The sequence below is a fragment of the Bartonella sp. AA16NXGY genome (assembly GCF_042197325.1).
Lineage (GTDB): Bacteria > Pseudomonadota > Alphaproteobacteria > Rhizobiales > Rhizobiaceae > Bartonella.
Window position 1 is genome coordinate 261,731 of the sequence record NZ_JBHIRR010000001.1, and the last position, 24,934, is coordinate 286,664.

A 24,934-nucleotide genomic window follows, 5' to 3' on the forward strand; every position below is an offset into this window, starting at 1 on the left:
AATTATATGAGTATTCTGCAATCTTTCCATAATAGCTTTGTAACGGTTCATAAAGAAGGTTATCCTTTTATTGTAGCGTTTTTTGTTATTTCGCTCATTCTTGGTTGGATATGGAGTCCGTTGTTTTGGTTTGGTCTCGTTCTCACGGTGTGGTGTGTATACTTTTTCCGTGATCCAGATCGTGTGATCCCTTTGAATTCAAATTGGGTTATGTCGCCTGCAGATGGGCGTATTTCATTTGTGGAATCATGTGTTCCACCTGAAGAATTAGGATTAGGGAAAGATGAAATGATCCGTATTTCCATTTTTATGGATGTTTTTTCATGCCATATTAATCGTATTCCTATCAGTGGTACAGTAGAGTCTATCGTTTATCATCCAGGTCGATTTACCAATGCTGACTTTGATAAAGCTAGTCAGTTTAATGAGCGTAATGGGGTGGTAATTGATAGCAAACATGGTAAAATTGGTGTCGTACAAATAGCGGGAATGGTTGCGCGCCGGATTGTTTGCTGGTCAAAAGAAAACGATGCCGTTATGACTGGTGAGCGATTTGGATTGATTCGTTTTGGTTCTCGCCTTGATGTTTATATACCAACTGAAATGAAATTGCGTGTTGCAGTTGGACAGACAGCAATTGCTGGAGAAACAGTTTTGGGTTCTTTTGATGATAAGAGTGCCACAACGGACTTCAGATACGATTAGGACTCACAATGAAAAATTTTTCGCCATTTTCTTCATTCAATCCTGAGGGGCAGCATGATGATGTTGCAAATCGGCGGCGTTCACCTACATCAATGCGGTATGTCATTCCCAATATCATTACTATTTTAGCAATTTGTGCAGGGATGAGCAGCATTCGTTTGGCTTTTGAACATCGCTATGAAGCTGCTATTTTAATGGTGCTTTTGGCCGCAGTTTTAGATGGTGCTGATGGTCGCATTGCCCGTTTAATAGATGGTAGTTCATCTTTTGGGGCACAGATGGATTCTCTTGCTGATGTTATAAATTTTGGTGTTACCCCTGCACTCATTGTTTATTCTTTTATCTTGAATCAAGCGAATCATATTGGGTGGGTTGCTGCCCTTGTTTATTGTGTTGCTTGTTGTTTGCGATTAGCACGTTTTAATGTGATGTTAGATAACCCCAATATACCTAAGTGGCAGAGAAGTTATTTTGTTGGTGTTCCAGCACCAGCAGGAGCATTATTACTTTTATTGCCTACCTATTTAGGCACTCTTGGTTTGGTCCCCAATTGGGGGTGGGCATTATTTTTTAGTCTTTATACTGTAATTATTGCTTTTCTTTTGATTAGTCGTTTACCGGTATGGAATGCAAAAACAATTGATCAAAATTTAAGGCGCGATATCGTTATACCTTGCATGTTGGTCATTGTTATTTATGTCGGTTTTCTTGCGACTTACACATGGGAAACTTTATTGATTACAGCTGTTAGCTATATGATTTTTCTCCCTTGTAGTTTTATCGCTTATAATAAACGTGCTACTTTAGAAGAGAAAAAGGCTGATGCTAAAGCTATCCAAGAATTATAAAGTGCTTCATTCTTCTGTCGAAAAGCACAGGAAAAAGAGAGAGTCAAACGATTTACTTCTCATATGATGATCAATCAGGTACATGATAATCTACAAACCGATTTTTATGGACATTAAAGAGTTTGCCAGTTTCCTTTAAATCAGGTGATAACAAATGGACTATCTTTTTTGCAACCTCTTGTGGTAAAGGAAGAGTTTGTGGATCTTCACCGGGCATAGCTTCAGCGCGCATGGCAGTGCGTGTGGCACCAGGGTTGACACAATTAATCTTAATAGGGGTTTGTTTGAGTTCTTCTGCCCAACAGCGGGCAATCACCTCTAAAGCCGCTTTAGAGGCTGCATAAGCTCCCCAGAAAGGGCGCGCAGCATGCGCAACGCTTGAGGATAACAGGATGGCTCGTCCAGCATCAGATTCACGTAATAAAGGCTCAACGGCTTTCATTAAGCGCCATTGGCTGAAAAGATTTATTTGAAAAACATCTTCAAATACCGTGTTTTCTATATGCGCTATTGGTGAGAGTGTTCCAAGAATTCCTGCGTTTGCAACGATAATATCAAGTTTTTTCCAGCGTTTGGCAATTGAGATAGCAAGGGTATCGATGTTTTCCATATGATGCAAGTCAAGGGGAACAAGGGTTGCATGAGCTCCTTTTTCTCGGATTTGATTATCTAATTCAGTAAGTCCACTGACTGTTCGTGCAAGAGCAATAATATGAGCACCGCGTGCAGCAAGCTCGAGTGCCAAATAATAGCCAATCCCTCTTGATGCGCCAGTAACAAGTGCAACACGCCCATGGAGACTAAAGTCACGTTTTGTCATCATTAATCTCTTGTTTTAAGAACAGATGATTGATGAATTTTGGAGAGATTTTCTTGATCAACCAGATGCGTAGGATAATATCCAGTAAAATAATGGTCAGTAAATTGTGGATCGGCGTTATTCCGTTTTTCCCCTGCTACAGCAAGATATAATCCATCAGTTGAAAGAAATTCTAATGAATCCGCTCCAATAAAATCACACATAGATTTTAAATCTGGATATTGATTTGCTAAAAGGTTTTCAGCTTTAGGTGTATCAATACCATAAAAGTCAGGATAAAAAATCATAGGGCTAGAAATGCGCATATGAACTTCTTTTGCTCCTGCATCGCGAAGCATTCGTACAATTTTAAGGGATGTTGTTCCACGCACAATAGAGTCATCAACCAGAATAACACGTTTTCCTTCAATCACAGGACGGTTTGCCGAATGTTTTAACTTGACGCCAAAAGCGCGAATTTGTTGTGTTGGTTCGATAAAAGTGCGGCCAACATAGTGATTACGAATAATACCAAGCTCGAAGGGAATTCCAATTTCTTGTGCATAGCCAATTGCAGCAGGCGTTCCTCCATCAGGAACAGGAACCACAACATCACCCTCACAAGGGGCTTCCTGTGCTAAACGGATTCCCATATTTTTACGTGTTGTATAAACACTACGCCCTCCAACGATTGAGTCCGGGCGGGCAAAATAAACATATTCAAATAAACAAAGCTTTTCTGGTGTCTCATTTTCTGGTTTTATAATTTTTTTCGTAATTTCCCCATTTTTTTGTATTTCACATATGATGATTTCTCCATTTTTAACATCACGGACATATTTTGCTCCAATAATATCAAGAGCACAAGTTTCAGAACAAAAGATAGGCTTACCATCAAGTTCCCCCATCACGAGAGGTCTAATTCCTGTTGGATCGCGTGCCGCAATAAGCTTTGTACGTGTGAGCGCTAACATAGCATACCCACCTTCTACTTGCCGAATCGCATCAACAAAACGATCAGAGGACGATTCATAACGTGAGCGGGCGATAAGATGGAGAAAAACTTCTGAATCTGACGTTGATTGACAGATAGCACCAGAAGCGATGAGTTCACGGCGTAATGTGAGACCATTGGTAAGATTACCATTATGCGCAATAGCAATACCTCCAACTTTCAATTCAGCAAAAAGGGGTTGAACATTGCGTAATGCCACTTCTCCAGTTGTTGAATAACGGGTATGTCCAATAGCACGATTTCCTGGTAAGCGGGCAAGTGTTGCAGGGTTTGTATAGTGATCGCCAACAAGACCTAAATGCTTTTCTTGATGAAATATTTTATTATGGTAAGAAACAATCCCAGCTGCTTCTTGCCCACGATGCTGAAGTGCGTGGAGTCCAAGAGCTGTTAATGTTGCGGCATCTTCATGCCCAAGAATACCAAAAACTCCACATTCTTCATGAAGGGTATCATCATCTAATGAAAATTCTTGACAGAAAACATCGCTTTTTATCATCATATTCTTTCAGTTGTGATATGGAGGAATCATTAATATCACATTTTACATCATTTAGTTCTCTTTCCTCATGAAAAACTATTCTCTATTTTTTGAAAATTATCTTTTCATGAGAGTGTTGCTCATACGTATGTTTATTGCTGTCTTTAAACAAATTTTCCGTCTTTTCGAGAACAGATCCAATATCTTTGGGGAGTATTTCCCAGACTTTTTGTCCCAATGAATCTAAAATAGGCCTTGTTTTTGCATTTTTTAACCAATTCGCTTGAAGCTCGGGTTTAATCAGTGCATTAAGCAGTAACATACCGATGACCATGATAAGTAAACCACGAAGTGCTCCAAAAATAAAACCAATAGCACGGTCAAGGATACCAATTCGACTATCAATAATAAAATCAGAGATCTTCATTGTAATAATTGAAGTAATAATGAGAACAATAATAAAAATTGTGACCAATGTTGTGATCAATGCAATCATTTTATTAGAGAGATATTGTTCAAAGAAAGGTAAGACAGGTTTGAATAAAAACAGTGTCGTAACAGCTGCAACTGCCCAAGAAATCAACGATAACACTTCACGTGAAAATCCTCGAAGCATAGCAAGAAAAGCGGACAACAGGATGATTACTACGACAATTCCATCAAGGATTGTTATGATCATTTGTTTGTTCCTTATACATAAAGTTGTGTTCTTTTAAGTCTGTGTGCAAATATATTTTTTGTTATGCCATTTTTTGTTCTTATAGCAAGGATCTTTTGTATTTTATAGAGTTTTTTCTATATTATCATATCTGTGGTGCAGATCATTTTTTACTTACGGTAAGAGTAGCAACGAGTTCGGGAAGGTCGGAGAAAGTTTTTTGTTGAAAGTTGAGCGACTTCATCATTTCGGTTGTTGTTGTGGGGTGAAAGGCTCCTTGAAAACCGAGTTTTTTTGCTTCATTGATGCGCTGTGCTGAATGTGCAACAGCGCGGGTAGCTCCTGAAAGACTGACTTCACCAAAATATACATAATCCGTTGGCAATGCGATATTGGCAAGAGAAGATACCAAAGCAGCGGCTACAGCTAAATCAGCAGCAGGTTCTGATATGCGATATCCACCTGCCACGTTCAGATAGACATCATGCTGTCCAAAACGAATGCCACAATGAGCTTCTAAAACGGCAAGAATCATAGAAAGGCGATTTCCATCCCATCCGACAACCGCACGTCTTGGTGTCCCAAGGGAAGAAGGAGCAACAAGCGCTTGAATTTCTACGAGTATCGGGCGTGTCCCTTCCATTCCTGCAAAAACAGCAGCGCCTGGTGCTTTTTCATTACGTTCCCCTAAAAATAATTCAGATGGATTTATCACTTCGCGTAATCCTTTATCAGACATTTCAAAGACACCAATTTCATCTGTTGGTCCGAAGCGATTTTTTACAGTTCTAAGAATGCGATAATGATGTCCTCCTTCACCCTCAAAATAGAGAACGCCATCAACCATATGTTCAACGACTCGAGGACCAGCAATTTGTCCATCTTTTGTAACATGCCCAACAAGAACAACGGCGGCTCCTGTTTTCTTGGCAAAGCGGATCATTGCCTGAGCACCGATACGTACTTGTGTGACAGTGCCAGGTGCTGAATCTGCTGTATCTGACCATAGGGTTTGAATCGAATCGATAATCACCATATCAAGGTTTTTATGTTCGCTTAAGGTTGCCAGAATATCTTCAACATTGGTTTCAGCAGCAAGTTTCACTTCTGTATTGTTAGCTTCAAGCCTTTGTGCGCGCAGACAAATTTGCGCAATAGCCTCTTCACCTGAAACATAGATGACATTATATCCTTTACGTGATAAAGCAGCGGCTGTTTGTGTCAGCAATGTTGATTTACCAATACCCGGATCACCTCCAACAAGGAGTGCTGATCCACGGACAAAGCCCCCACCGGTAACACGATCAAGTTCAGCAATACCAGAATGAATACGTGGAGCATCTTCGATATTTCCAGAAAGAGATGTGAGTGTGACAATGCGTCCTTTACGAGCATTCTGCTTAGGACCACTTCCTATGCCGCTATTTATAGTTTCTTCGATAAGGGAATTCCATTCCCCACAAGCGCTACATTTTCCTGCCCAACGGGAATGGATGGTTCCGCAATTTTGACAGATAAATTGAATACGATTACGCGCCATGTCGATTTAACCAATTTGCTCTGGAAGGTAATTGCTATCGGCCAGATCACTAAAGCGTGTGAAATCAGATTGAAAGGCAAGGGGCACGATTCCTGTCGGCCCATGGCGCTGTTTTGCAATAATAACGTCAGCTTTTCCAAAAGCTTTATCCATTATTTCTTGCCATTTCGTATGTTCCAAGCTACCTAGTTTTGGTTCTTCATTTTTGAGATAGTATTCTTCGCGATAGACAAACAGAACGATATCGGCATCTTGCTCAATTGAACCAGATTCACGTAAATCTGAGAGCTGTGGACGTTTATCTGTTCTATTTTCTACTTGACGAGAAAGTTGAGAGAGAGCGATAATAGGAATATTCAATTCTTTTGCTAATGCTTTTAATCCTGTGGTAATTTCTGTGATCTCTTGAACACGATTTTCTGATGAACGCTTTGAACTGCTTGTCATGAGTTGGATATAGTCAATAAACAAGATATCTAAACCATGTTGCCGCTTGAGACGCCGCGCACGAGCAGCTAATTGCGTAATTGATATTCCCCCAGTTTGATCAATATAAAGTGGTGCCTTTTGTAGTTGGTTCACCGCACGAATAATTTTTGAAAATTGTTCATCTGAAATATTGCCACGCCGAATATCAGAAGAAGAGACTTCTGTTTGTTCAGAAATAATACGGGTTGCAAGCTGTTCGGATGACATCTCAAGTGAGAAGAATCCCACAATGCCGCCTTCATTTTCTTGGATATTGGCATTACGATTATAAGCATTAGCAATATTAAAGGCAATATTGGTAGCCAGTGAGGTTTTACCCATACCAGGGCGGCCCGCAAGGATAATTAAGTCAGATGCTTGTAATCCTCCCATTTTTTCATCAAGTGTTTTAATATGGGTGGCTATCCCTGATAATTGTGAAGAGCGCTTTTTCGCAGCACTTGCCATATCGATAGCTTTTTTAATAGCCTCATTAAAATTTTCAAATCCACCTCCATATTTCCCTTTTTCTGCTAGCTCAAATAACTGATTTTCAACAGTTTCAATTTGTTGGGTAGGTGTGAGTTCTACAGGAGCATCAAAGGCTGTATTGACAACTTGAGTTCCAAGGTTAATCAAAGACCGTCGGATAAAGAGATCGTAAATGACGCGTCCATAATCTTCAGCGTTAATAATAGTGACTGCCTCTGTGGCTAAGCGAACAACATATTGGTATACAGTAATATCTCCAATTTTTTCTTCCATTTGGATATAGGGCTTGATTGTAACTGGATCTACACGTTTTCCTATTTTAATAAGGTGAGATAAAACATGATAAATTTTTTGATGCAATGGTTCAAAAAAATGTTCTGGTTTTAGAAAATCTGAAACGCGGTCAAGAGAATCATTGTTGATAAAGATGGCACCAAGCAATGCCTGTTCAGCTTCAATATTATGCGGAAGTTGCCGAAAAGAAGGAGAATCCTCTTTCTTTGAAGAGCTGACATTAACAACGTTAGTTTCTTCCATAATATTTTTCCACTAAAATTCTAAGTCTAGCTACTTTAGGCGATAAATTGAAAATCGTATAATTAAAAGAATAGAGCTACAAATCTTCATTTTAAGTTAAAATTATATAATTTTTAAAAACTCTCTTTTCGTTCCTCATTTATCATTTGTGTATTATTTATATAACGTCTATCTATTTTATTTTATAATATGTGATTTTAAAGTGGAAGTTTTGCTACTCTAAATTTAAGTATTTTTAAGTTACTTAACCTTAAAATTCCAATATCTGTGTAAGTAGAATTATTTTTTTATAACTGAAATTATTTCAGATCATGTGAGGATATAATCAACTTAACGCTCATACAAACTTTAGCCTTAAGGGTAGAACTTTAAATTATTTTTGCTTTATATGCTGGAAAAAAAAGACATTTCACTCTTAGTGATATTATCATTCTCGGCATGTAATGCCTTTAAATAATATATTTCTAATTCTTTCATAAAAATTAGGTTCTTTATGTACGATAGCCATAAAATACTCACTTTTAAAGTGTGAGTATTTTATGAGCGATATTTAAAATGGAATAAAAAATATAAAACAGAAAGCAAAAATAGCAATTAAGCTTCTTGATGAGAACTGTTTATATCGTTGTCATTAATTTCTTCTGCCAATAATTCTTCCTGACTTTCTTCTAATAATTCTTCTTGAATATTATATATTTCTTTAGCCGAAGTGAGGGTTTCACCTTCTGCTTGGCGTTGTGCTTCACTGGTAGAACGCGCAACATTAATAATCACAGAAATTTGAACCTCTGGATGTAAGCTAAGAGTGATAGTGTGAAGACCGATCATTTTTATTGGATGATTAAGTTCGATTTGATTTCTTCCAATAGAAAAGCCTTCATCTGTTATGATTTCAGCAATATCACGTGTTGACACAGAACCATAAAGTTGTCCTGTTTCACCAGCAGAACGAACAACAATGAATGATTGTCCATCAAGTTTTTCAGCAATTTTTTGCGCTTCGCTTTTGCGTTCAAGATTACGTGCTTCAAGTTGTGCACGTTGTACCTCAAAATGTTTTTTATTAGCTTCATTTGCGCGTAAAGCTTTACCTTGAGGCAAGAGAAAATTACGCGCATAACCATCTTTAACTGAGACAATATCACCCATCTGACCAAGACGAGGAATGCGCTCAAGTAAAATAATATCCATAGTTTTTCCTTTCGAACAAATAAATTTAGTGGAGTTTTTTGCGTGATTGAAAATTGTATTGAATAGCAGCCCAAATTCCCATCAAAAGCATCATGAAAACAATAGGTGGAGTAAAAACGACTGTAAAAATAGCAATATAAACAAGAGAAAGTATAATAATCCGACCGTTTACCCCTTTTGTAATATTGTGAAGATATGCTAGACCGCTAATTAATATGATGACAATGTATGCAGTACTAAAGACACGGGTACTCAAGTTAAGAGAAGCGCTCAGCTCAACCATCGATGCTATGCAAACAATAATGAAAATAACAATTCCAGAAATGGGAAGGCGGAGAGTTTCGCTCCAATCATCACGGGGTCTTTTCAGCCATTTCATATGTTGTGCTGCTATCATGGAAAAGTAAAGGTTACCAATGAGAAAAACCAAACTATAAATAGTCAAAGAAAAAGCAGTAAAAGTTGCTGTATGCGTCATTAAAAGCTCACTAAAAGCGCGTATATCGGCTTCTTTTATTGACTGTGTTTGTTGCAGAGTTTGTGCTATGTTTTCGGTGATTTTTTTTGCAACGATGGGTGTGGAAGGACGTGTTTGAACATAGAGCCCAATGAAAGTTGCTATAAGAGCGATAAAATTAGTTAAATGAAAAATAACCGATGATAATGGATACCATATCAGTTCGTTTTCTTTTTGCGCTGGTCGTGCAAGCCCAAGAAGCCAAGAAGCATAGACAGCAGGAAGGAAAAATAAGAACATAAAGCCAAGAGCAATATAGGTATTAGTGGTTATGATAAGAACAACAGTGGCACTTATGAGGGCGATGAGACTGGCTAATGTTCCTTGACCGAACGCAACAATAAAAATTGGCAATGAAAGAAAGCAGCCAAGAAGAAGAGAAAAAAAGGGCGCGATATTTGCAACACTGATGATTGCCAGTCCTATCACAACAGCAAATAATCCTGCCAAAATACCGGTTAATATCTCATAAGTACGATTTTTTTTCATTTATTGCTGTCCTGCTTTCTGCAGTTAGAGGTGTGTCAATACCCCAACTTTGACATTTAATAGCTTAACATAGGATACAACAAGCTATTTTTTAACCATATAAGAAATGCAACTGGAGAAACTCTCCAGTTGCATAGCGTATTGATTGCTTACTTTATAACGTACGGAAGTAAGCCTAAAAAGCGAGCACGTTTGATAGCATTAGCTAATTCACGCTGTTTTTTCTGACTAACAGCAGTAATCCGTGAAGGAACAATTTTCCCACGTTCGGAAATATAACGTTGTAACAACTTGATGTCTTTATAATCAATTTTGGGAGCATTGGTCCCTGAAAAAGGACATGTTTTACGACGACGATGAAAGGGGCGACGTGCAGAGTTTTGATTAGTATCAGTCATTATTCTACCCCTTCTATAGTATTTTCACGTTGACGACGTGGAAAACGAGGACGCTCTTCATCATGTCCAATGTGACTATTGCGATCAAGGTGTGAGAGCATAGCAGATTTTTCTTTTTCGTGTTTTTCTACGCGAATGGTCATATAACGCAAAATATCCTCATTGATGCGCATCTGACGCTCCACTTCAGCAATTGCTGAAGCTGGTGCATCAATATTGACTAAGACATAATAAGCTTTACGGTTTTTACGAATACGGTAAGCAAGAGGACGAAGTCCCCAATTTTCTATACGCCCAACTTTTCCACCATGCGCTTCAATGACACCTTTGTAGAGACTCAAAAGTTCATCAACTTGCTGCGGTGCAATGTCTTGTCGGGCAAGGAACATATGTTCATAAAGAGCCATTGTTTTGCCTTTCTTCAATTAAATTTCACCGGTTTTAGCGCAAAGCCTCTGCGACTTGTCTTTTTTGGAAATCCAAAGAAGAAAGGACGCGTTTACAATTCGAGACATCTCAGAGCGGAGATACGGGAGGCCGGAAACATTGTATTTCCTACTGATATTTTACAGCCCTCCGTTCAACCTCCAGCTAAAGTGCCGGCAACGAATATTTCATATCTACAGGTTATCTTTTAAAATAGCAAGTTTATGCACACAAAAAAATTGATTTGTTAAATCTTGATATATTTCCTTCTTCTACAAAAAGATAATACTGTAATATAAAGGCAAAGGAGGGAAAAATGGACTTTTTAAACCAGATTGATGTTACACTCTTTGAAATGTTTGTCGGCAATCATCAAGCTTGGTCGATTGTAGTTTTGTTTAGTATTTTTTGTGCAAAGTTTTTAATTTATATTATTCCTCTCCATCTTTGTGCGTTGTGGTTTTGTGGTGGGGAGAGGGAACGGTGTGTTGTGCTAAGCATTTGCATGAGTATTTGTGCATCTCTTTTCATAGGTTATCTCATTTCTCTTTTTTATTTTCATCCTCGCCCATTCGTGGTAGGGCTGACGACACCGCTTATTCAACATCGTGCAACAGCTTCTTTTCCTAGTAATCATGCCTTGACCATTGCATCTTATGCAGCTAACTTTTATTTTTACCGATACAAAGTTACTTTTAAATTTGCCACCGTATTTTTGTGTTTGATCTGTTGGGCGCGCATCTTTGTGGGTGTACATTATCCCTTTGATATTTTAGCAGGTGCACTTTTAGGAAGTCTCATAAGTTTGGGTGTTATTCAGTTTATAGCACCCTATTTTCCTAAGTTTTTATATCAAATTCCGCCCTTAAAATATAATTTTAGGTGTGGTATTCGTTTTAAATAAAGGGCTTTATATTGATTTGTGCGGATGAATAAGGTCAAAAGAAAATAATTTAATTGTACAGTTTTAGGAGTTGATAAATGGGTGCAGCTTTTATTTTTCCAGGGCAGGGGAGTCAACTTGTTGGTATGGGGAAAGCGCTTGCAGAGCAATTTATTGTCGCACGGATGGTTTTCGAGGAAGTTGATGATGCTTTGGGTGAGAAATTATCAAAGATCATTTTTGAAGGACCAGCAGATGTTTTAACGTTAACAGCAAATGCACAACCGGCATTAATGGCTGTATCTATGGCTGTCATTCGTGTGATGAAACAATTAGGGCTTCGTATAGAAGAAAAGGTAAGGTTTGTTGCTGGTCATTCTTTAGGCGAATATTCGGCTCTTTGTGCTGCTGGTACATTTACTCTCACAGATACGGCAAGACTTTTGCGTATTCGTGGCAATGCTATGCAGGCTGCTGTCGCGGTTGGTGAAGGTTCTATGGCTGCATTAATTGGTTTAGAAGAGCACATTGTGGAAGAAATTTGTGAAACTGTTTCTGGAGAAGGACTATGTCAGATTGCTAATGATAATGGTGGTGGGCAAATTGTTATTTCCGGTAAAGCAAAAGCAGTTGAGGCAGCGGTAGAGATTGCATCAACAAAAGGTGCAAAACGTGCACTTCTTCTTCCTGTTTCTGCACCTTTTCATTCATCTTTAATGCAACCTGCTGCTGATGCCATGAAGAAAGCACTTTTGACTGTTAACAAAATGTCCCCTATTGTTCCTTTGATTGCCAATGTTTCTGTTGCACCTGAGAGCAATCCAGAGCGTATTACTACTCTTCTTGTCCAACAAGTGACTGGGAGGGTGCGATGGCGTGAAACAATAGAATGGATCGCTGCGAATGGGGTTGATACGCTTTTTGAAGTTGGTTCTGGAAAAGTATTAACAGGTTTAACGCGTCGTATTAACAAAGATATAAAGGGGGTAACAATTGGAACAGTTGATGAAATAGAATCAGCGCTAGGCATGCTTGGCGTTTAATCTATAAGGAGTTAAAAAATGTTTAGATTAACAGGGCGTAAAGCTCTTGTAACGGGGGCTTCGGGAGAAATTGGTGAGGCAATTGCACGCTGCTTTCATGCACAAGGAGCTATTGTTGGACTTCATGGAACACGTGAAGAAAAGCTCAGAGAAGTGGCGGCAGAATTAGGGCAGAATGTTTTTGTATTTCCCGCTAATCTTTCTGAACGCCAATCGGTGAAACAATTGGCTGAAGTTGCAGAGAGAAAAATGGATGGCGTCGATATTTTGGTTAACAATGCGGGAATCACTAGGGATGGTCTTTTTGTGCGTATGCAAGATAAAGACTGGGATGATGTTTTAGAAGTTAACCTAACAGCTGCTTCTCTTTTGACGCGTGAATTAATACATTCTATGATGCGCCGCCGTTATGGAAGGGTTATTAACATTACATCTGTTGTTGGTGTTGTGGGAAACCCTGGACAAACGAATTATTGTGCTGCAAAAGCAGGCTTGATAGGTTTTTCTAAAGCATTGGCACAAGAAATTGCTTCGCGAAACATCACTGTCAATTGTATTGCTCCAGGATTTATTAAATCCGCAATGACAGACAAGCTTAATGAAAAGCAAAAAGAAGCCATTATGGCTGCGATTCCGATGAAACGTATGGGAAGTGGGCAAGAAATAGCCGCTACTGCTGTTTATTTAGCAAGCGATGAAGCAGCCTATACGACAGGTCAAACACTCCATATCAATGGTGGAATGGCAATGATTTGAGTATTTATTTTATTCCACATTGATTTATGAGTTGTATTATTTTAGATAGTAACGATTGAAATGGATAGATGCATCTATTTCTTTAATATGGTCGTTGATCAATTGATGTCGGAATGTCAGATTGGTTCATTTTGTAGGGGATATCCACAGGATGTTTTAAATCATTACTAAAATCTTTTAAAGTAATGCATCTATTGCTTGATTAGATGAACCGATATAGTTAACCAAATTATAGGAAATATAAATTCGAGGATTTCAACATGAGTGATACAGTAGAGCGCGTTAAGAAAATTATCGTGGAACATCTTGGGGTTAATGCTGATAAAGTTGTAGAAAATGCAAGCTTTATCGATGATCTAGGGGCTGATAGCCTTGATACGGTTGAACTCGTTATGGCTTTTGAAGAAGAGTTTGGGGTAGAAATTCCAGATGAAGCTGCTGAAACGATTTTTACAGTTGGCGATGCAGTCAAGTTCATTGATAAAGCTTCTGCGTGATTACTAAAGGGCAAAGGCATAAATTGCTTTTGCCTATATTCTTCGGAGCTCTTTTGAAAAGAGAGCTTTGAGAGGTGAAGTTTAGTTCAAGGTTAGAAGTTATGAGACGTGTTGTTGTTACTGGTTTAGGGTTGGTATCTCCATTAGCTGGTAATACTGAATATAGTTGGAAACGACTTCTTGAAGGAAGAAGTGGTGTCCGACGTATCACTGAGTTTGATGTGTCAGATTTGCCATGCCAGATTGCTGCGCGTATCCCCTTAGGGGATGGAACAGAGGGGACTTATAATGCTGATTTGTATATGGAACCTAAAGAGCAACGTAAAGTTGATGCATTTATTGTTTATGCAATGGCAGCTGCTAACCAAGCGCTTGCAGATGCCGAATGGTTTCCTAAGAGTGATGAAGATCAGATTTGTACAGGCGTGTTAATTGGCTCGGGAATTGGGGGAGTTGAGGGTATTGTTGAAGCTGGTTATACGCTTCGTGATAAGGGTCCACGTCGTGTTTCTCCTTTTTTTATTCCAGGTCGTTTGATTAATCTTGCTTCTGGTTATGTGTCTATTCAATATGGTTTACGGGGGCCTAATCATTCTGTTGTAACGGCTTGTTCAACAGGGGCGCATGCGATTGGTGATGCGGCACGTTTGATTATGTTTGGTGATGCAGATGTCATGGTGGCAGGGGGAACCGAATCTCCAATAAATCGGATATCTCTTGCAGGTTTTGCAGCTTGTAGAGCTCTTTCCACTTGTCGCAATGATGATCCTGAACGGGCGTCACGTCCTTATGATACTGATCGTGATGGTTTTGTGATGGGGGAAGGAGCAGCTGTTGTTGTTTTAGAAGAGCTGGAACATGCCAAAAAACGAGGGGCGCGTATTTATGCTGAGGTTATTGGCTATGGTTTATCTGGTGACGCTTACCACATTACAGCGCCTTCAGAAAGTGGTGAAGGGGCTCAGCGTAGTATGATAGCTGCTCTTAAGCGTGCACAAGTGAATGTAAGTGAACTTGATTATATTAATGCTCATGGTACATCTACGATGGCTGATTCCATAGAGCTAGCGGCTGTTGAGCGTGTTTTAGGGAGTTATGCACCACAAGTTTCTATGTCATCAACGAAATCATCTATCGGGCATTTACTTGGTGCAGCCGGTGCTGCTGAGGCTATTTTTTCTATTTTAGCTATACGGGATAATATAGCCCCAGCGACACTTAATCTTGACAATCCATCGATTGAAACGAAAATCGATCTTGTACCACACAAACCGCGTGAACGAAAGATTGATACGATTCTTTCTAATTCTTTTGGATTTGGTGGGACAAATGCATCGTTGGTGATGCGACGTTTTAGGGGATAATAAGTATTTTTATTTAATTTTTGCTTTTGAGTTTTCTACTTTATTATAAGGTGAATAAGAAATTATAATATTATCCTTAATCGCTATTGAGGGGTTATGTCCGATGTGAAAAATGGAAAATCATTAAAGGACGTAAGTGATTCCTCTTCGAATCATTTAGCAGATAGTTATGACATGTTAATACATAAAAAACGAAAGAAATCATCTATCGTCCGTAATCCGTTTGTCATTCTCGGTCATTTTTTTCTTATGCTGATTGTGATTATTCTTTTTGCCATAAGTATTCCTCTTTATATTGGAAAAAGTATTTTTGAAGAAAAGGGTAAAATTGAGGAAGAACAAATTGTTCTTATCCATCCTGGTACCGGAATTCGTGAAATTGCTTCATTGCTAGAAAAACGTGGTTTCATTCGATCATCAGATATTTTTGTTTATGGGGTTGGTTATCACCAAAAAACAACGCATCTGAAGGCTGGTGAATATTTAATTCCAGCTCATGCTTCGATGCAGGATATTATGGATATTCTTGTGAAAGGAAAATCTATAGAGTATACATTTACAGTACCTGAAGGTTTAACGGTTCAGCAAGTTTTCGATCGATTAGCTGCGAATGAAATTTTGATTGGAGACCTTCCAAAAATTTTGCCTCCAGAAGGTTATTTAATGACGGATACTGTTCGTTTTATTCGGGGAACAACGCGTAAAGAGATTGTAAACAGGTTGCGTGAAGGACAGACAAAATTAATTCATGCTATATGGGCTACGCGTTCACCTAATTTACCTATTAAATCAATTGATGAATTTGTTATATTAGCCTCAATTGTTGAGAAAGAAACGGGAATTGCAGCAGAAAGACCAATGGTTGCTGCGGTATTTTATAACCGCCTTACAAAGCATATGCGTCTTCAATCGGATCCAACAGTAATTTATGGTCTCTTCGGAGGAAAAGGAAAACCATCCGGTCGTGCAATTTATCGTTCAGATCTTGAGAAGGAAACACCATATAATACTTATAAAATTAATGGTTTGCCCCCAACGGCTATTGCAAATCCAGGTCGAGATTCTTTAAAAGCGGTGGCACATCCACCAAGCAGTGATGCACTTTATTTTGTTGCTGATGGTTCAGGAGGGCATGTTTTTTCTCGAACTTTAGAAGAACATAATATGAATGTTCGCAAGTGGCGAGAATTAAAGGCAAAACATTGAATTTATAGTGATAACACCTCTTTTTGCATCGTAAATGAAAATCTCAAATATAGTAAAATTTTTCTATTTAAACTTTTTATGAGAATGATAAAAAATTATTTCCTTGTCTGTCACAAGTGGGATTAGCGTATGGATAAAAATATTTAAGAAAGAAGTGAATACACTGCTAATACCTTATCTCAAAAAAGAGCAGAATAACATTGAGAATTGCTAAGAAAACACATTGATTAGGGGAAAGGTTGAGATAATGTATAATTCAAACTTTGGAGAAACATTTATGAACAAAGTAGAGTGATGTAATGACAGTCTTTGAAAGTAAATTGAGTACTATAAAAATGAATCAACGCCGCGGTTTTTTATTTATTCTCTCTTCACCTTCAGGTGCTGGTAAATCAACAATTTCTCGATTACTTCTAAAAGAGGGACAATTAGAGCTTTCCGTAAGTATGACCACAAGGAAAAGGCGTCCTAGTGAAGTAGATGGGCTGCATTATTACTTTATTTCAAAGGAAGAGTTTGAATATAAGCGTGATAGGAATGAATTTATTGAGTGGGCAGAAGTTCACGGAAATTATTATGGCACTTTACGTGAAACTGTTGAAAGCGCATTGAATGCTGGCCAAGATATGTTATTTGATATTGATTATCAAGGTACCGAGCAGCTGCAAAAAAAGATGCTAGGAGACACTGTATCTGTTTTTATTCTTCCACCATCAATGAAAGAGCTTGTTTCGCGTTTACATCGTCGAGCAGAAGATAGTCAAGATACTATCAATTTGCGATTGGAAAATGCACGAACGGAGTTAAAGCATTGGCTTTCTTATGATTATGTTGTGATTAACGAAGATTTAGATCAGTCTTTATCTTTTATTAAATCAATTTATTTAGCTGAAACCGTAAAACGTGAGCGTTGTTCTTATCTTGGTTCTTTTGTTGATGGGCTTATTGCTGAAAAAATCGATAAATATTGTGATTAAAAAAGGTTTTATAACACAAAGTGCATGTTTTAGAGCACTAGATGCGCTAAAGTTACAAATTCAGAAACCGAGAGCGTTTCAGCACGGCGCATTCCATCAATTCCAGCTTTTTCTAATAGCTCTTCACCTCCAAGTGTTTTGAGATTTTGACGAAGCATTTTTCGTCTTTGCCCAAAGGCGGTTTTTGTGACGAGGCTTAGTTTTTGTGCAGAGCAGGCAAGAGGTTGTGTTCGCGGAATAATATGAACAACGGAAGACGTTACTTTAGGTATTGGTATGAAGGCTTGAGGGGGGACATCAAAAGCAATTTTAGCAGTTGTACGCCAGCCAGTTAAGACACTAAGACGTCCATAATGAGTAGATTGAGGTTTAGCTGTAATCCGTTTGGCAACTTCACGTTGAAACATCAATGTCATTGATTCATAAAAAGGAGGCCATGGTTCAGTCAAAAGCCAATTTAATAAGAGTTGTGTCCCAATATTATAGGGAAGATTTGCAATAATGCGCGGTTTTACAGGGCTTGTTTCAAAGAGTTTTGAGAAATCTTGCTTCAGTGCATCATTACAAATAACTTTTAATTTTTTAGGATAGTGTTTTTCTATTTCTAAGAGAGCCGGTATGCAGCGCTCATCGCGTTCTATTGCTGTTACAATGGCACCCTTTGCTAGCAAGGCACGTGTGAGACCTCCAGGACCTGGACCAATTTCAAGAACAGGTTTTCCTTCTATATTGCCTGCTTGATGAGCAATTTTAGATGTTAAATTAAGATCAAAAAGAAAATTCTGCCCCAAAGATTTATGCGCTTGTAATCCATATATATCAATGACCTCACGCAGAGGAGGGAGATTATCTATTGGCATGGGTTTAAACTATTTTTTGCAAGTTGATTTGCAAGTTTAAGAGCAGCAATAAAGCTTTCAGGAGAGGCTATCCCTTTATCAGCAATGTCAAAAGCAGTTCCGTGATCTGGAGATGTGCGAATAAAAGGTAGACCTAACGTGACATTAACAGTGCTGTCAAAGTCTAATGTCTTAACAGGGATAAGGGCTTGATCATGATACATACAAATGGCAACGTCATATGCCTTTCTTGCGCATTCATGGAACATTGTGTCGGCAGGCAGCGGGCCTGCAATATTGAGTCCTTTCTTTTTAAGATATTCAATAGCAGGAGTGATAACTTCAATATCTTCTTTTCCCATTGCACCTCCTTCTCCAGCATGAGGATTAAGACCAGCAACAGCTAGTCGGGGTGACGTTATTTTAAACCTTGTTTTTAAGTCATATTCAGTAGTAAGTACCGTTTGAATAATTAAATCACGGGTAAGCTGTGAAGGAACATTTTTAAATGGAATATGAACAGTTATTGGTACTGTTTTTAATCGGGGTCCTGCTAACATCATAACTGGATGATAACATTTATGAAAAGCTTTATGGGCTAAATCGGCTAAAAATTCTGTATGACCTGGAAATCGAAAACCGGCATCATAAAGACTCTTTTTTGCAATAGGACAAGTGATAAGTGCACATGCATGGCCATTTTGAATCAATTGAACACAGCGTTTAATTGCTTCAATAATTCCAGCTGTATTTTTCGATGAAGGTATACCTAATTGATCACTTTGTTTGTTTTTTAACGGTATGATAGGAAGAGCTTTTTGAAAATTTTTTGCAGGATTATTGATTAAAACAGATTGCACCTCAACATCAATCTGTAAAAAACGAGCGCGCGAACGAATAACATCTGGATCAGCAAGAAGTACAAAAGGTGGAATTTGGCGCGTAACACGCAAATTCCACGCTTTTAGTACTATTTCAGGACCAATTCCGGCAGGATCACCACCGCTAACAATAAGAGCAGCCATTATGAATTTTGAATGCGTGCCACTCGGCGCAGTTCTTCTAAATATTTGTCGCTTAATTCTTCAAGTTTTTGCGGGCTTCTTTTTTTACTATCTTGAAGAGAAAATATCAGTCGAGCGACATAATCATCAGAAACTCTTTTTATTTTGCAGACAGCAATTGCTTCGATTCCATCAGATGTTTCTTGTAATTTTGTCATTTTTCCAGCAGGCGTTTCAAGAATAGCTTGTTCCCATGCATTAGGAAGTTGTGGCTCCAGAAACTTTCCTAAGTGGCGGATAGTAACGTCTAAAATACCTCTTGCTTGATTGTGAGCATTGGCACATCCACGGAAATGTGCGCGAAAATTACTTGCTTCTCTTTGACGTCTTTCAAAGATCTCTGAACGACGATGTGCAGGAATGACAAAAACAATTCGCTGTAATGTATATTCGTTGGTTGAAGGTTTTACACCACCATTTTTTAATATTCTGCGTACAGCTTCTTGTTCGCTAATCATACCTGTTTCAGCTTGATAGCGTGCGCTAACAAGACGCCCCCATCCTATTTGTCCACGGATGTAATCTTTAAAGTGTTGCACTGTGATCTCAGTTTGGATCAGAATCTGGTTGAGCTGATCAATCGTCATATTATTTTGTGTCGCAAAATTCTCAAAAGCTCTATCAACTTCATCATTGCTTACTTCAATATTACGACGTTTTATTTCAATATTTTTTAGCTTTTCATCAATAAGCTCTTTTTTAGCCTGTGCCACCAAATTGCCTTGCTTTTGTTGTAGCCTGAGAAAAGCAAGGCGTCGTTGTATATCATAATTTGTGATGGGGTTGCCATTAACTGTAACAACAATAGAAGTCTGCGCAAAGACTGTCGGAATCAAAAATCCATTTATTAGCAGGCTACTTACGCTCAAAGATGCAATGTAAAATAAAGCAAGAAAACGCTTTTTCAATTTATTCATGTAAATAGGCTTTCGCATTGTTTATTAATTCTCATCAACAACTTAAAATACACGCTTTCTTTCATAAAAACAATGATAAGTTAAATGACTGATACATTCCCTTTATAAATTAATCTATCTTTTTTCCGATATCTGCAATCGTACGCAATGAAAGAGAGAAATTAAAGTTTTGCAAGGGTGCTTTCCTGCCTGGATTCGTTACCTGTTGATAACCGAATGTTAACCCGAAACATTCATCCATATAACTCAAGCTAATTCCTCGCTTTATAAATGTACCAGATACTAAATCATAACCGGCGTTGCTATTAATGGACCAATAATCTGCTAATTTAAGTCCTGTTTGAAAAGAAATTTCTTGGCGCTCTTGAGAATATTCATAATCTGGTTGCTTTGCGATATAGGCATATTGTAGAGCCGCCCAAAAATTTTGCCATTTTTGTGATGCTTCGATTTCACTACGGCGGATTTTTCCTGTTTTTTTGTCAAAGCGTCCACGCGTTTCTAAGGAAAAACCACTTTTATGGGTTGTACCAAACATTGCAACATAGTCTGAACGTTTTGCCTCTAAGCTAGAATGAGTACCGACATTGATAAAGTCCTTTTCTGCAAAAGAATTCTTTCCTGCTAGATGGAAGGATTGTCCAATGAGACCATAAAGAGACCAATTATCATTAAGGCTTCCAGAATATCTTATACCTATATTGGCTCTTGTACCACCTTCTACACGATCATAACCAGAAAATTTGTCTCGTTGAAAGAGAGTGGTTGCATCAAAGACAAAGCTTTGAGCATCTTCATTAGGAATTTGTCCAATAGATTGTTCATTATTGCGTATAAAAATTTGTGCAGTTGGTTCTATAATATGTGTAGAATGATCAGCTGTAATGAGGAAGGGATAACGTAGTTCCAACCCTGCTGTTGCCATGCCACGAATTGCTGAACCATGAATTGCGGATAAGGCATTGTTTTCTATAGAATCTGTGTGATTTTCGCTTGCATTGGTTGTAATGATATCAGCTCGTAGAGAGAGAAGAGGGGTTAAGATGAGTCCGTTGTGCGTGTTGAAGCGCTTTTTCCACTGAAGCTCGTTTGTTAAACGCAAACTATTTCCAGCCATACCAGAAAGTTTTACTGTGTTGAGAGGGTTTCCGTTCTGGTCGGGTGAACTGAAGTCAGCATGGCGACGATAAACTGATTGCATATTACTATGGAAGGTAAGCTCTCCATTATAAATGGGTTCATCTGGTGTGAAAAAATAATCGATGCGTGGTAAGACCCACGCTTGTCGAGAGTGACGTTCATAATGAGGATCATTCAGTATTGAATCTTGAACTTTAAAATGATAAAAACGCATATCAAAATAATTTTTTCCTGCAAGACCATTCAAATAGATCTGAGAAAGTTGTGTAGGATTGTTATAGTTTTCAAGTTTATAGGCACGACTAAAATGCCGATCCGATTGTGCAAGAATATCCCATCCATAAGTCCAGTGTGAGTTAATACGAAAATCCCCCTTTGTCGCCAGCATATAACGGTTTTTATGTTGGGCATCAATCGTATCATTATCAAATCTATGCGGTTTCATTTGATATATATGAGCAAAGCGAATGTTATAACGGCCCGTTTTTAAACGCTGACGCCATTCCCCTTCGGTTAAAAGCCCTTGTTGGGTATAAACCGTAGAAGAAAGGGTAAAATCATAATGGGGGGCGAGATTCCAGAAATAAGAATTCTTTATCCCCATACCGAGATAATCAGTATAAAAAAAATGAGGAGTAAGCAGACCGCTAGCACGCCTGACAGTTGGATCATAGATCTCAAAATTTGGAAATTTTATAATCGGTACACCAAAAACTTCAAAACTGCTATTTTCAAACCGAATTTTTTTGACGCTATTATTCCATATGATCTTTCTTGCTTTAATTTTCCATAGGACGTCTCGATCTGGTTTATAAGAGCAAGGTTCACAGGCTGTATAGGTTGCATTTTCAAAGACTGTTATGTGATTGTGTTTGCGTGTAGCATTTTGGGCTGAAAAGTGAACATTGTTGGCTGTATCAATACGTAAGGCGTTTACAAAACCCTCGCCAAGATCTTTGGTCATATCAATTTGGTTGGAATAAATTTTATTACCATCCTTTTGAGTAATTTCAACGTTCCCTTGTGCTATAAGCCGTCCTGTTTTTTGATTGTAAATAATTTTTTGAGCGACAACTTTATTGCCATCATATTCGATTTGGACATTACCGTGTGCAGAAACAGTGTTTTCATCACGATTGTAGATGAGTTCATCCGCAGAGAGCAAAAGAGGAGGTTCCGGATTTTGAATGCGACTTTGAGAAGGAGATTGAAGGCTTTGAGCGTGCGCACAATAAGATAAAGCACCTCCTAAAATAACCCCCACAACACTTTTAAAAGCGAGAGCACTTAATTTTGTTAAAATAGTTTTTTTAAGTGTTAATGCTTTCACTTAGCCATCCTCTTTATGAAGTAAAAAAGAGATTCCTAAGAATAACGCAATAACAACGGGTGTCCAAGCTGCAATAATTGGTGGAATATATCCAGCATTACCAAAAGCTTGAACAAGTACGGAAATAACATAAAGTATAAACCCAGCTATTACGCCACCAAGAATCAACATTCTAGATTGCCCAAAACGTGTAAAATTTAAAGATACAGTTGCTGCAATGAGGGTCATTGCCACAAGCAATGCCGGTAATGCAATCAGAGATTGGAAATACATATCAAAATTATTAGCAGAATAGCCAAATGAACGTGCAATCATAATTTTTTTTGGCAATTGGTAAAATGGAATAGTTGCGGGATTCACTAAACGTTCCGTTAAAAATTCAGGTTTTAGATTGGTTTTTATTTGCAACACGGTAAATTTTTCAGGAGGATGCCCTATTTTATAGATTGTTCCATTTGTTAATAGCCAGAATCCATTAGTCAAGGTTGCTTTTGGGACGTTAATCCAATTTTTAACGGTTGCATTGTCATTGTATTGTACAAAGGTTGCATCGAGAAGAGAAAGTCCTTGATCGGTGATAGATTTAGCACCAATGGTTGTTCTGCCTAAATTTGTACGTTGTGTTAACCAGTGGATACTTGTATTGTGAAGAGGTGTTAGTACATTGTGATTGCGCCATTCAGTCATCTTTTTTTCTGCTTGAGAAAATCCCCATGCAGCAAGTGGATTAATGAGAAGAATTGAAAATAATCCTAAAAGAAAAGCTCCAAAACAAGCTGGCATAAGAAATTGCCATGCAGAAATACCGATTGAACGAGTCACCACAAGTTCAAGTTTTTTGTTGAGCGAGATAAGCGTTGCTATTGCAGAAAAGAGTGCAATGAAAGGGATAAGTTGTTGCATGATAAAAGGGATGCGTAAAGCAGAGAGGAAAAATGCATCTTTTGCTGTATAATGCGGAAGGGAAGATAGCCTACCGGAATTCTCTGTGAAATCGATTAAAAGAGCAAGAACAAAAATGCTCCCCCAGAAATAACAAGTTATTTTAAGATAACGTATAAAAAAATATCGTCCAAGTGTCCACCCAATCATGATATTTTATCCGAGGAATCTTGAGATTTTCGCTGTTCAAATTTGTTCATTATTTTTTGAAAAGCGATTTGAAGTATCTCATTAACTTTTGTGGGAAGCCCAATTTTATGATTCGTTAAAAGCATAAAAAAGACAAATGCACTTGTTCCTATAGGTATAATATAAAGGAGAGGAACGTATGCAAGATCGCTTTTTGCTTTTTCTGCGAAAAAATATCCTATCCAATACACCAGAAAAGAGAGGGCAATTGCCGAGAGATTTGCGGAATGACGAGCTTGTCGATGGGAGCGTACATCCCCTGCGGCTGCTAATGCAATAAGTGAAAAAACAATAGGGTAGAGCCATTGTGTTAATCTGCGGTGAAATTCAGCTTTATATTGGAGTGGTTTTCGTTGATAGTAGGGATCTTTTGGGTCAGGGTTTTGTAAATAAGAAAGAGACCGATCTTTTGGATAAAGAGTAGGTGTTTTATCACTGGGGATAAACTCTCCTAGGCTAAAAGTATATGAGCTAAATTGCACGATTGAAACACTGTTATTTTGATGATTGACTCTTTCTATTTCACCGTTATTGAGAACCAGAAAACTGCCGTTTTTATTGCTCACAATGGATGCGTCTGTTGCATAATAAAAAAGATCAGTCTTAGGATCACGCTGGTCGGCAATGAAAAGGCGTTCAAGTGTTCCATTTGGATTTCGTTCGCCAATTTCTATGTAAAGGTTATTGGCGAGTTTTTGGAAGCTCCCTTCACTAATGAATAGATTAATAAGATCAAAATGAGCGCTTGCTAGCATTTGTCGCATATGAAGACGCGCTTGAGGAACAACAAAATTAGCTATAGAAAAGGAGATACAGGATGCAACAATAGCAAGAAGAAGGATAGGTTTCCAAACAGTACTTTTAGGAAAACCAGAGGCATTGATGACAGCAAGTTCTGAGTCTTGATGCATTGCTGAGAGGATGGTTGTAATTGCGATCACTAATGCAAACGGAATGACAACAAAAATAACAGAAGGAACCAATGAGAGTGAAAATTGTAAGACTGTGAGGAGTGTTTGTTTACTTGTTGTGAGAAAGTTTATCCGTGCAAGAATTTGTATAGTCCAACTAACGCCCACTGCTGCAATCATGACAGAACTAAACAAAACAAGGACACGTTTCAGGATGTAGAACTCAATAATACGCATAAATTGGGGAAAATCCTCAGTTTTTAATTCGATAGCAAATATTCTTACTGCTTTCGGTTAAAATGTAATAAAGTT

24 protein-coding genes are annotated in these 24,934 nt (G+C 38.2%); 9 read left to right on the forward strand and 15 right to left on the reverse strand.

Translation table 11 applies throughout. The features are described from left to right. Positions 1-6: 6 nt before the first annotated feature. A complete protein-coding gene (locus ACFINK_RS01045; protein ID WP_375612939.1) occupies positions 7-705 on the forward strand; it encodes a phosphatidylserine decarboxylase in 699 nt (232 codons plus the stop codon). Between the two features lie 8 nt (positions 706-713). After that, positions 714-1,553, forward strand: coding sequence for a CDP-diacylglycerol--serine O-phosphatidyltransferase (gene pssA / locus ACFINK_RS01050; protein ID WP_375611225.1), 840 nt, complete (start codon positions 714-716; stop codon positions 1,551-1,553). 70 nt (positions 1,554-1,623) lie between these two features. Here pssA and ACFINK_RS01055 read toward each other — a convergent pair whose 3' ends face one another. The 9 genes from ACFINK_RS01055 to rpsF form a co-directional block, all read right to left on the reverse strand. Beyond that, the gene (locus ACFINK_RS01055; protein ID WP_375613045.1) at positions 1,624-2,373 is read right to left on the reverse strand and encodes an SDR family NAD(P)-dependent oxidoreductase; all 750 of its coding nucleotides are present in this window, start codon (positions 2,371-2,373) and stop codon (positions 1,624-1,626) included. A 2-nt stretch (positions 2,374-2,375) separates the two neighbouring features. After that, positions 2,376-3,869 (reverse strand): amidophosphoribosyltransferase, encoded by a 1,494-nt coding sequence (gene purF, locus ACFINK_RS01060; RefSeq protein WP_375638093.1) that lies wholly within the window; start codon positions 3,867-3,869, stop codon positions 2,376-2,378. Between the two features lie 82 nt (positions 3,870-3,951). Further along, positions 3,952-4,527, reverse strand: a complete 576-nt coding sequence (locus ACFINK_RS01065; protein WP_375629260.1) for a CvpA family protein — start codon at positions 4,525-4,527, stop codon at positions 3,952-3,954. A gap of 142 nt (positions 4,528-4,669) precedes the next feature. Then, positions 4,670-6,046, reverse strand: coding sequence for a DNA repair protein RadA (radA, locus tag ACFINK_RS01070; protein ID WP_375612937.1), 1,377 nt, complete (start codon positions 6,044-6,046; stop codon positions 4,670-4,672). A gap of 6 nt (positions 6,047-6,052) precedes the next feature. Then, positions 6,053-7,543, reverse strand: coding sequence for a replicative DNA helicase (locus ACFINK_RS01075; protein ID WP_375610161.1), 1,491 nt, complete (start codon positions 7,541-7,543; stop codon positions 6,053-6,055). Between the two features lie 594 nt (positions 7,544-8,137). Further along, positions 8,138-8,734: a 50S ribosomal protein L9 gene (gene rplI / locus ACFINK_RS01080; protein ID WP_273791080.1), complete on the reverse strand. Its 597-nt coding sequence runs from the start codon at positions 8,732-8,734 to the stop codon at positions 8,138-8,140. A 25-nt stretch (positions 8,735-8,759) separates the two neighbouring features. Continuing rightward, positions 8,760-9,740: a hypothetical protein gene (locus ACFINK_RS01085; RefSeq protein WP_375638094.1), complete on the reverse strand. Its 981-nt coding sequence runs from the start codon at positions 9,738-9,740 to the stop codon at positions 8,760-8,762. Positions 9,741-9,889: 149 nt separating this feature from the next. After that, positions 9,890-10,138, reverse strand: a complete 249-nt coding sequence (gene rpsR / locus ACFINK_RS01090; RefSeq protein ID WP_012754957.1) for a 30S ribosomal protein S18 — start codon at positions 10,136-10,138, stop codon at positions 9,890-9,892. Then, positions 10,138-10,545: a 30S ribosomal protein S6 gene (gene rpsF, locus ACFINK_RS01095; RefSeq protein WP_375612935.1), complete on the reverse strand. Its 408-nt coding sequence runs from the start codon at positions 10,543-10,545 to the stop codon at positions 10,138-10,140. The genes rpsR and rpsF overlap by 1 nt, the downstream gene beginning before the upstream one ends. A 335-nt stretch (positions 10,546-10,880) precedes the next feature. Between rpsF and ACFINK_RS01100 the strand changes: the two genes are divergently transcribed. The 7 genes from ACFINK_RS01100 to gmk all read left to right on the forward strand — a co-directional run bounded on the left by ACFINK_RS01100 (position 10,881) and on the right by gmk (position 17,290). Further along, entirely contained in the window at positions 10,881-11,468 is a 588-nt protein-coding gene (locus tag ACFINK_RS01100; protein ID WP_375612934.1) for an undecaprenyl-diphosphatase, read from the forward strand. Between the two features lie 77 nt (positions 11,469-11,545). Next, on the forward strand, positions 11,546-12,490 hold the full coding sequence (fabD, locus tag ACFINK_RS01105) for an ACP S-malonyltransferase (protein ID WP_375612933.1): 945 nt from the start codon (positions 11,546-11,548) through the stop codon (positions 12,488-12,490). An 18-nt stretch (positions 12,491-12,508) separates the two neighbouring features. Continuing rightward, positions 12,509-13,246 carry a 3-oxoacyl-[acyl-carrier-protein] reductase gene (gene fabG, locus ACFINK_RS01110; protein WP_375638095.1) on the forward strand — a complete coding sequence of 246 codons (738 nt, stop codon included), beginning with the start codon at positions 12,509-12,511 and terminating at the stop codon, positions 13,244-13,246. Positions 13,247-13,506: 260 nt separating this feature from the next. After that, positions 13,507-13,743, forward strand: coding sequence for an acyl carrier protein (locus ACFINK_RS01115; RefSeq protein ID WP_004860281.1), 237 nt, complete (start codon positions 13,507-13,509; stop codon positions 13,741-13,743). Positions 13,744-13,844: 101 nt separating this feature from the next. After that, entirely contained in the window at positions 13,845-15,107 is a 1,263-nt protein-coding gene (gene fabF, locus ACFINK_RS01120) for a beta-ketoacyl-ACP synthase II (protein WP_375622331.1), read from the forward strand. A gap of 96 nt (positions 15,108-15,203) precedes the next feature. After that, entirely contained in the window at positions 15,204-16,313 is a 1,110-nt protein-coding gene (gene mltG / locus ACFINK_RS01125; protein WP_375638096.1) for an endolytic transglycosylase MltG, read from the forward strand. A 299-nt stretch (positions 16,314-16,612) separates the two neighbouring features. After that, complete coding sequence (gene gmk, locus ACFINK_RS01130; RefSeq protein ID WP_375638097.1) at positions 16,613-17,290, forward strand: guanylate kinase; 678 nt, start codon at positions 16,613-16,615, stop codon at positions 17,288-17,290. Positions 17,291-17,319: 29 nt separating this feature from the next. On the opposite strand, the gene rsmA is transcribed toward gmk, so the two are convergent. The 6 genes from rsmA to lptF all read right to left on the reverse strand — a co-directional run bounded on the left by rsmA (position 17,320) and on the right by lptF (position 24,859). Further along, on the reverse strand, positions 17,320-18,150 hold the full coding sequence (gene rsmA, locus ACFINK_RS01135) for a 16S rRNA (adenine(1518)-N(6)/adenine(1519)-N(6))-dimethyltransferase RsmA (protein ID WP_375638098.1): 831 nt from the start codon (positions 18,148-18,150) through the stop codon (positions 17,320-17,322). Continuing rightward, the gene (gene pdxA / locus ACFINK_RS01140; protein ID WP_375638099.1) at positions 18,141-19,154 is read right to left on the reverse strand and encodes a 4-hydroxythreonine-4-phosphate dehydrogenase PdxA; all 1,014 of its coding nucleotides are present in this window, start codon (positions 19,152-19,154) and stop codon (positions 18,141-18,143) included. The genes rsmA and pdxA overlap by 10 nt, the downstream gene beginning before the upstream one ends. After that, positions 19,154-20,110 (reverse strand): SurA N-terminal domain-containing protein, encoded by a 957-nt coding sequence (locus ACFINK_RS01145; protein WP_375629237.1) that lies wholly within the window; start codon positions 20,108-20,110, stop codon positions 19,154-19,156. The genes pdxA and ACFINK_RS01145 overlap by 1 nt, the downstream gene beginning before the upstream one ends. A gap of 109 nt (positions 20,111-20,219) precedes the next feature. Then, positions 20,220-22,580, reverse strand: a complete 2,361-nt coding sequence (locus ACFINK_RS01150) for an LPS-assembly protein LptD (RefSeq protein ID WP_375629234.1) — start codon at positions 22,578-22,580, stop codon at positions 20,220-20,222. Next, positions 22,581-23,672 (reverse strand): LPS export ABC transporter permease LptG, encoded by a 1,092-nt coding sequence (lptG, locus tag ACFINK_RS01155; protein ID WP_375638100.1) that lies wholly within the window; start codon positions 23,670-23,672, stop codon positions 22,581-22,583. It lies immediately after the preceding gene. Next, positions 23,669-24,859, reverse strand: a complete 1,191-nt coding sequence (gene lptF / locus ACFINK_RS01160; protein WP_375638101.1) for an LPS export ABC transporter permease LptF — start codon at positions 24,857-24,859, stop codon at positions 23,669-23,671. The genes lptG and lptF overlap by 4 nt, the downstream gene beginning before the upstream one ends. Positions 24,860-24,934 lie beyond the last annotated feature (75 nt).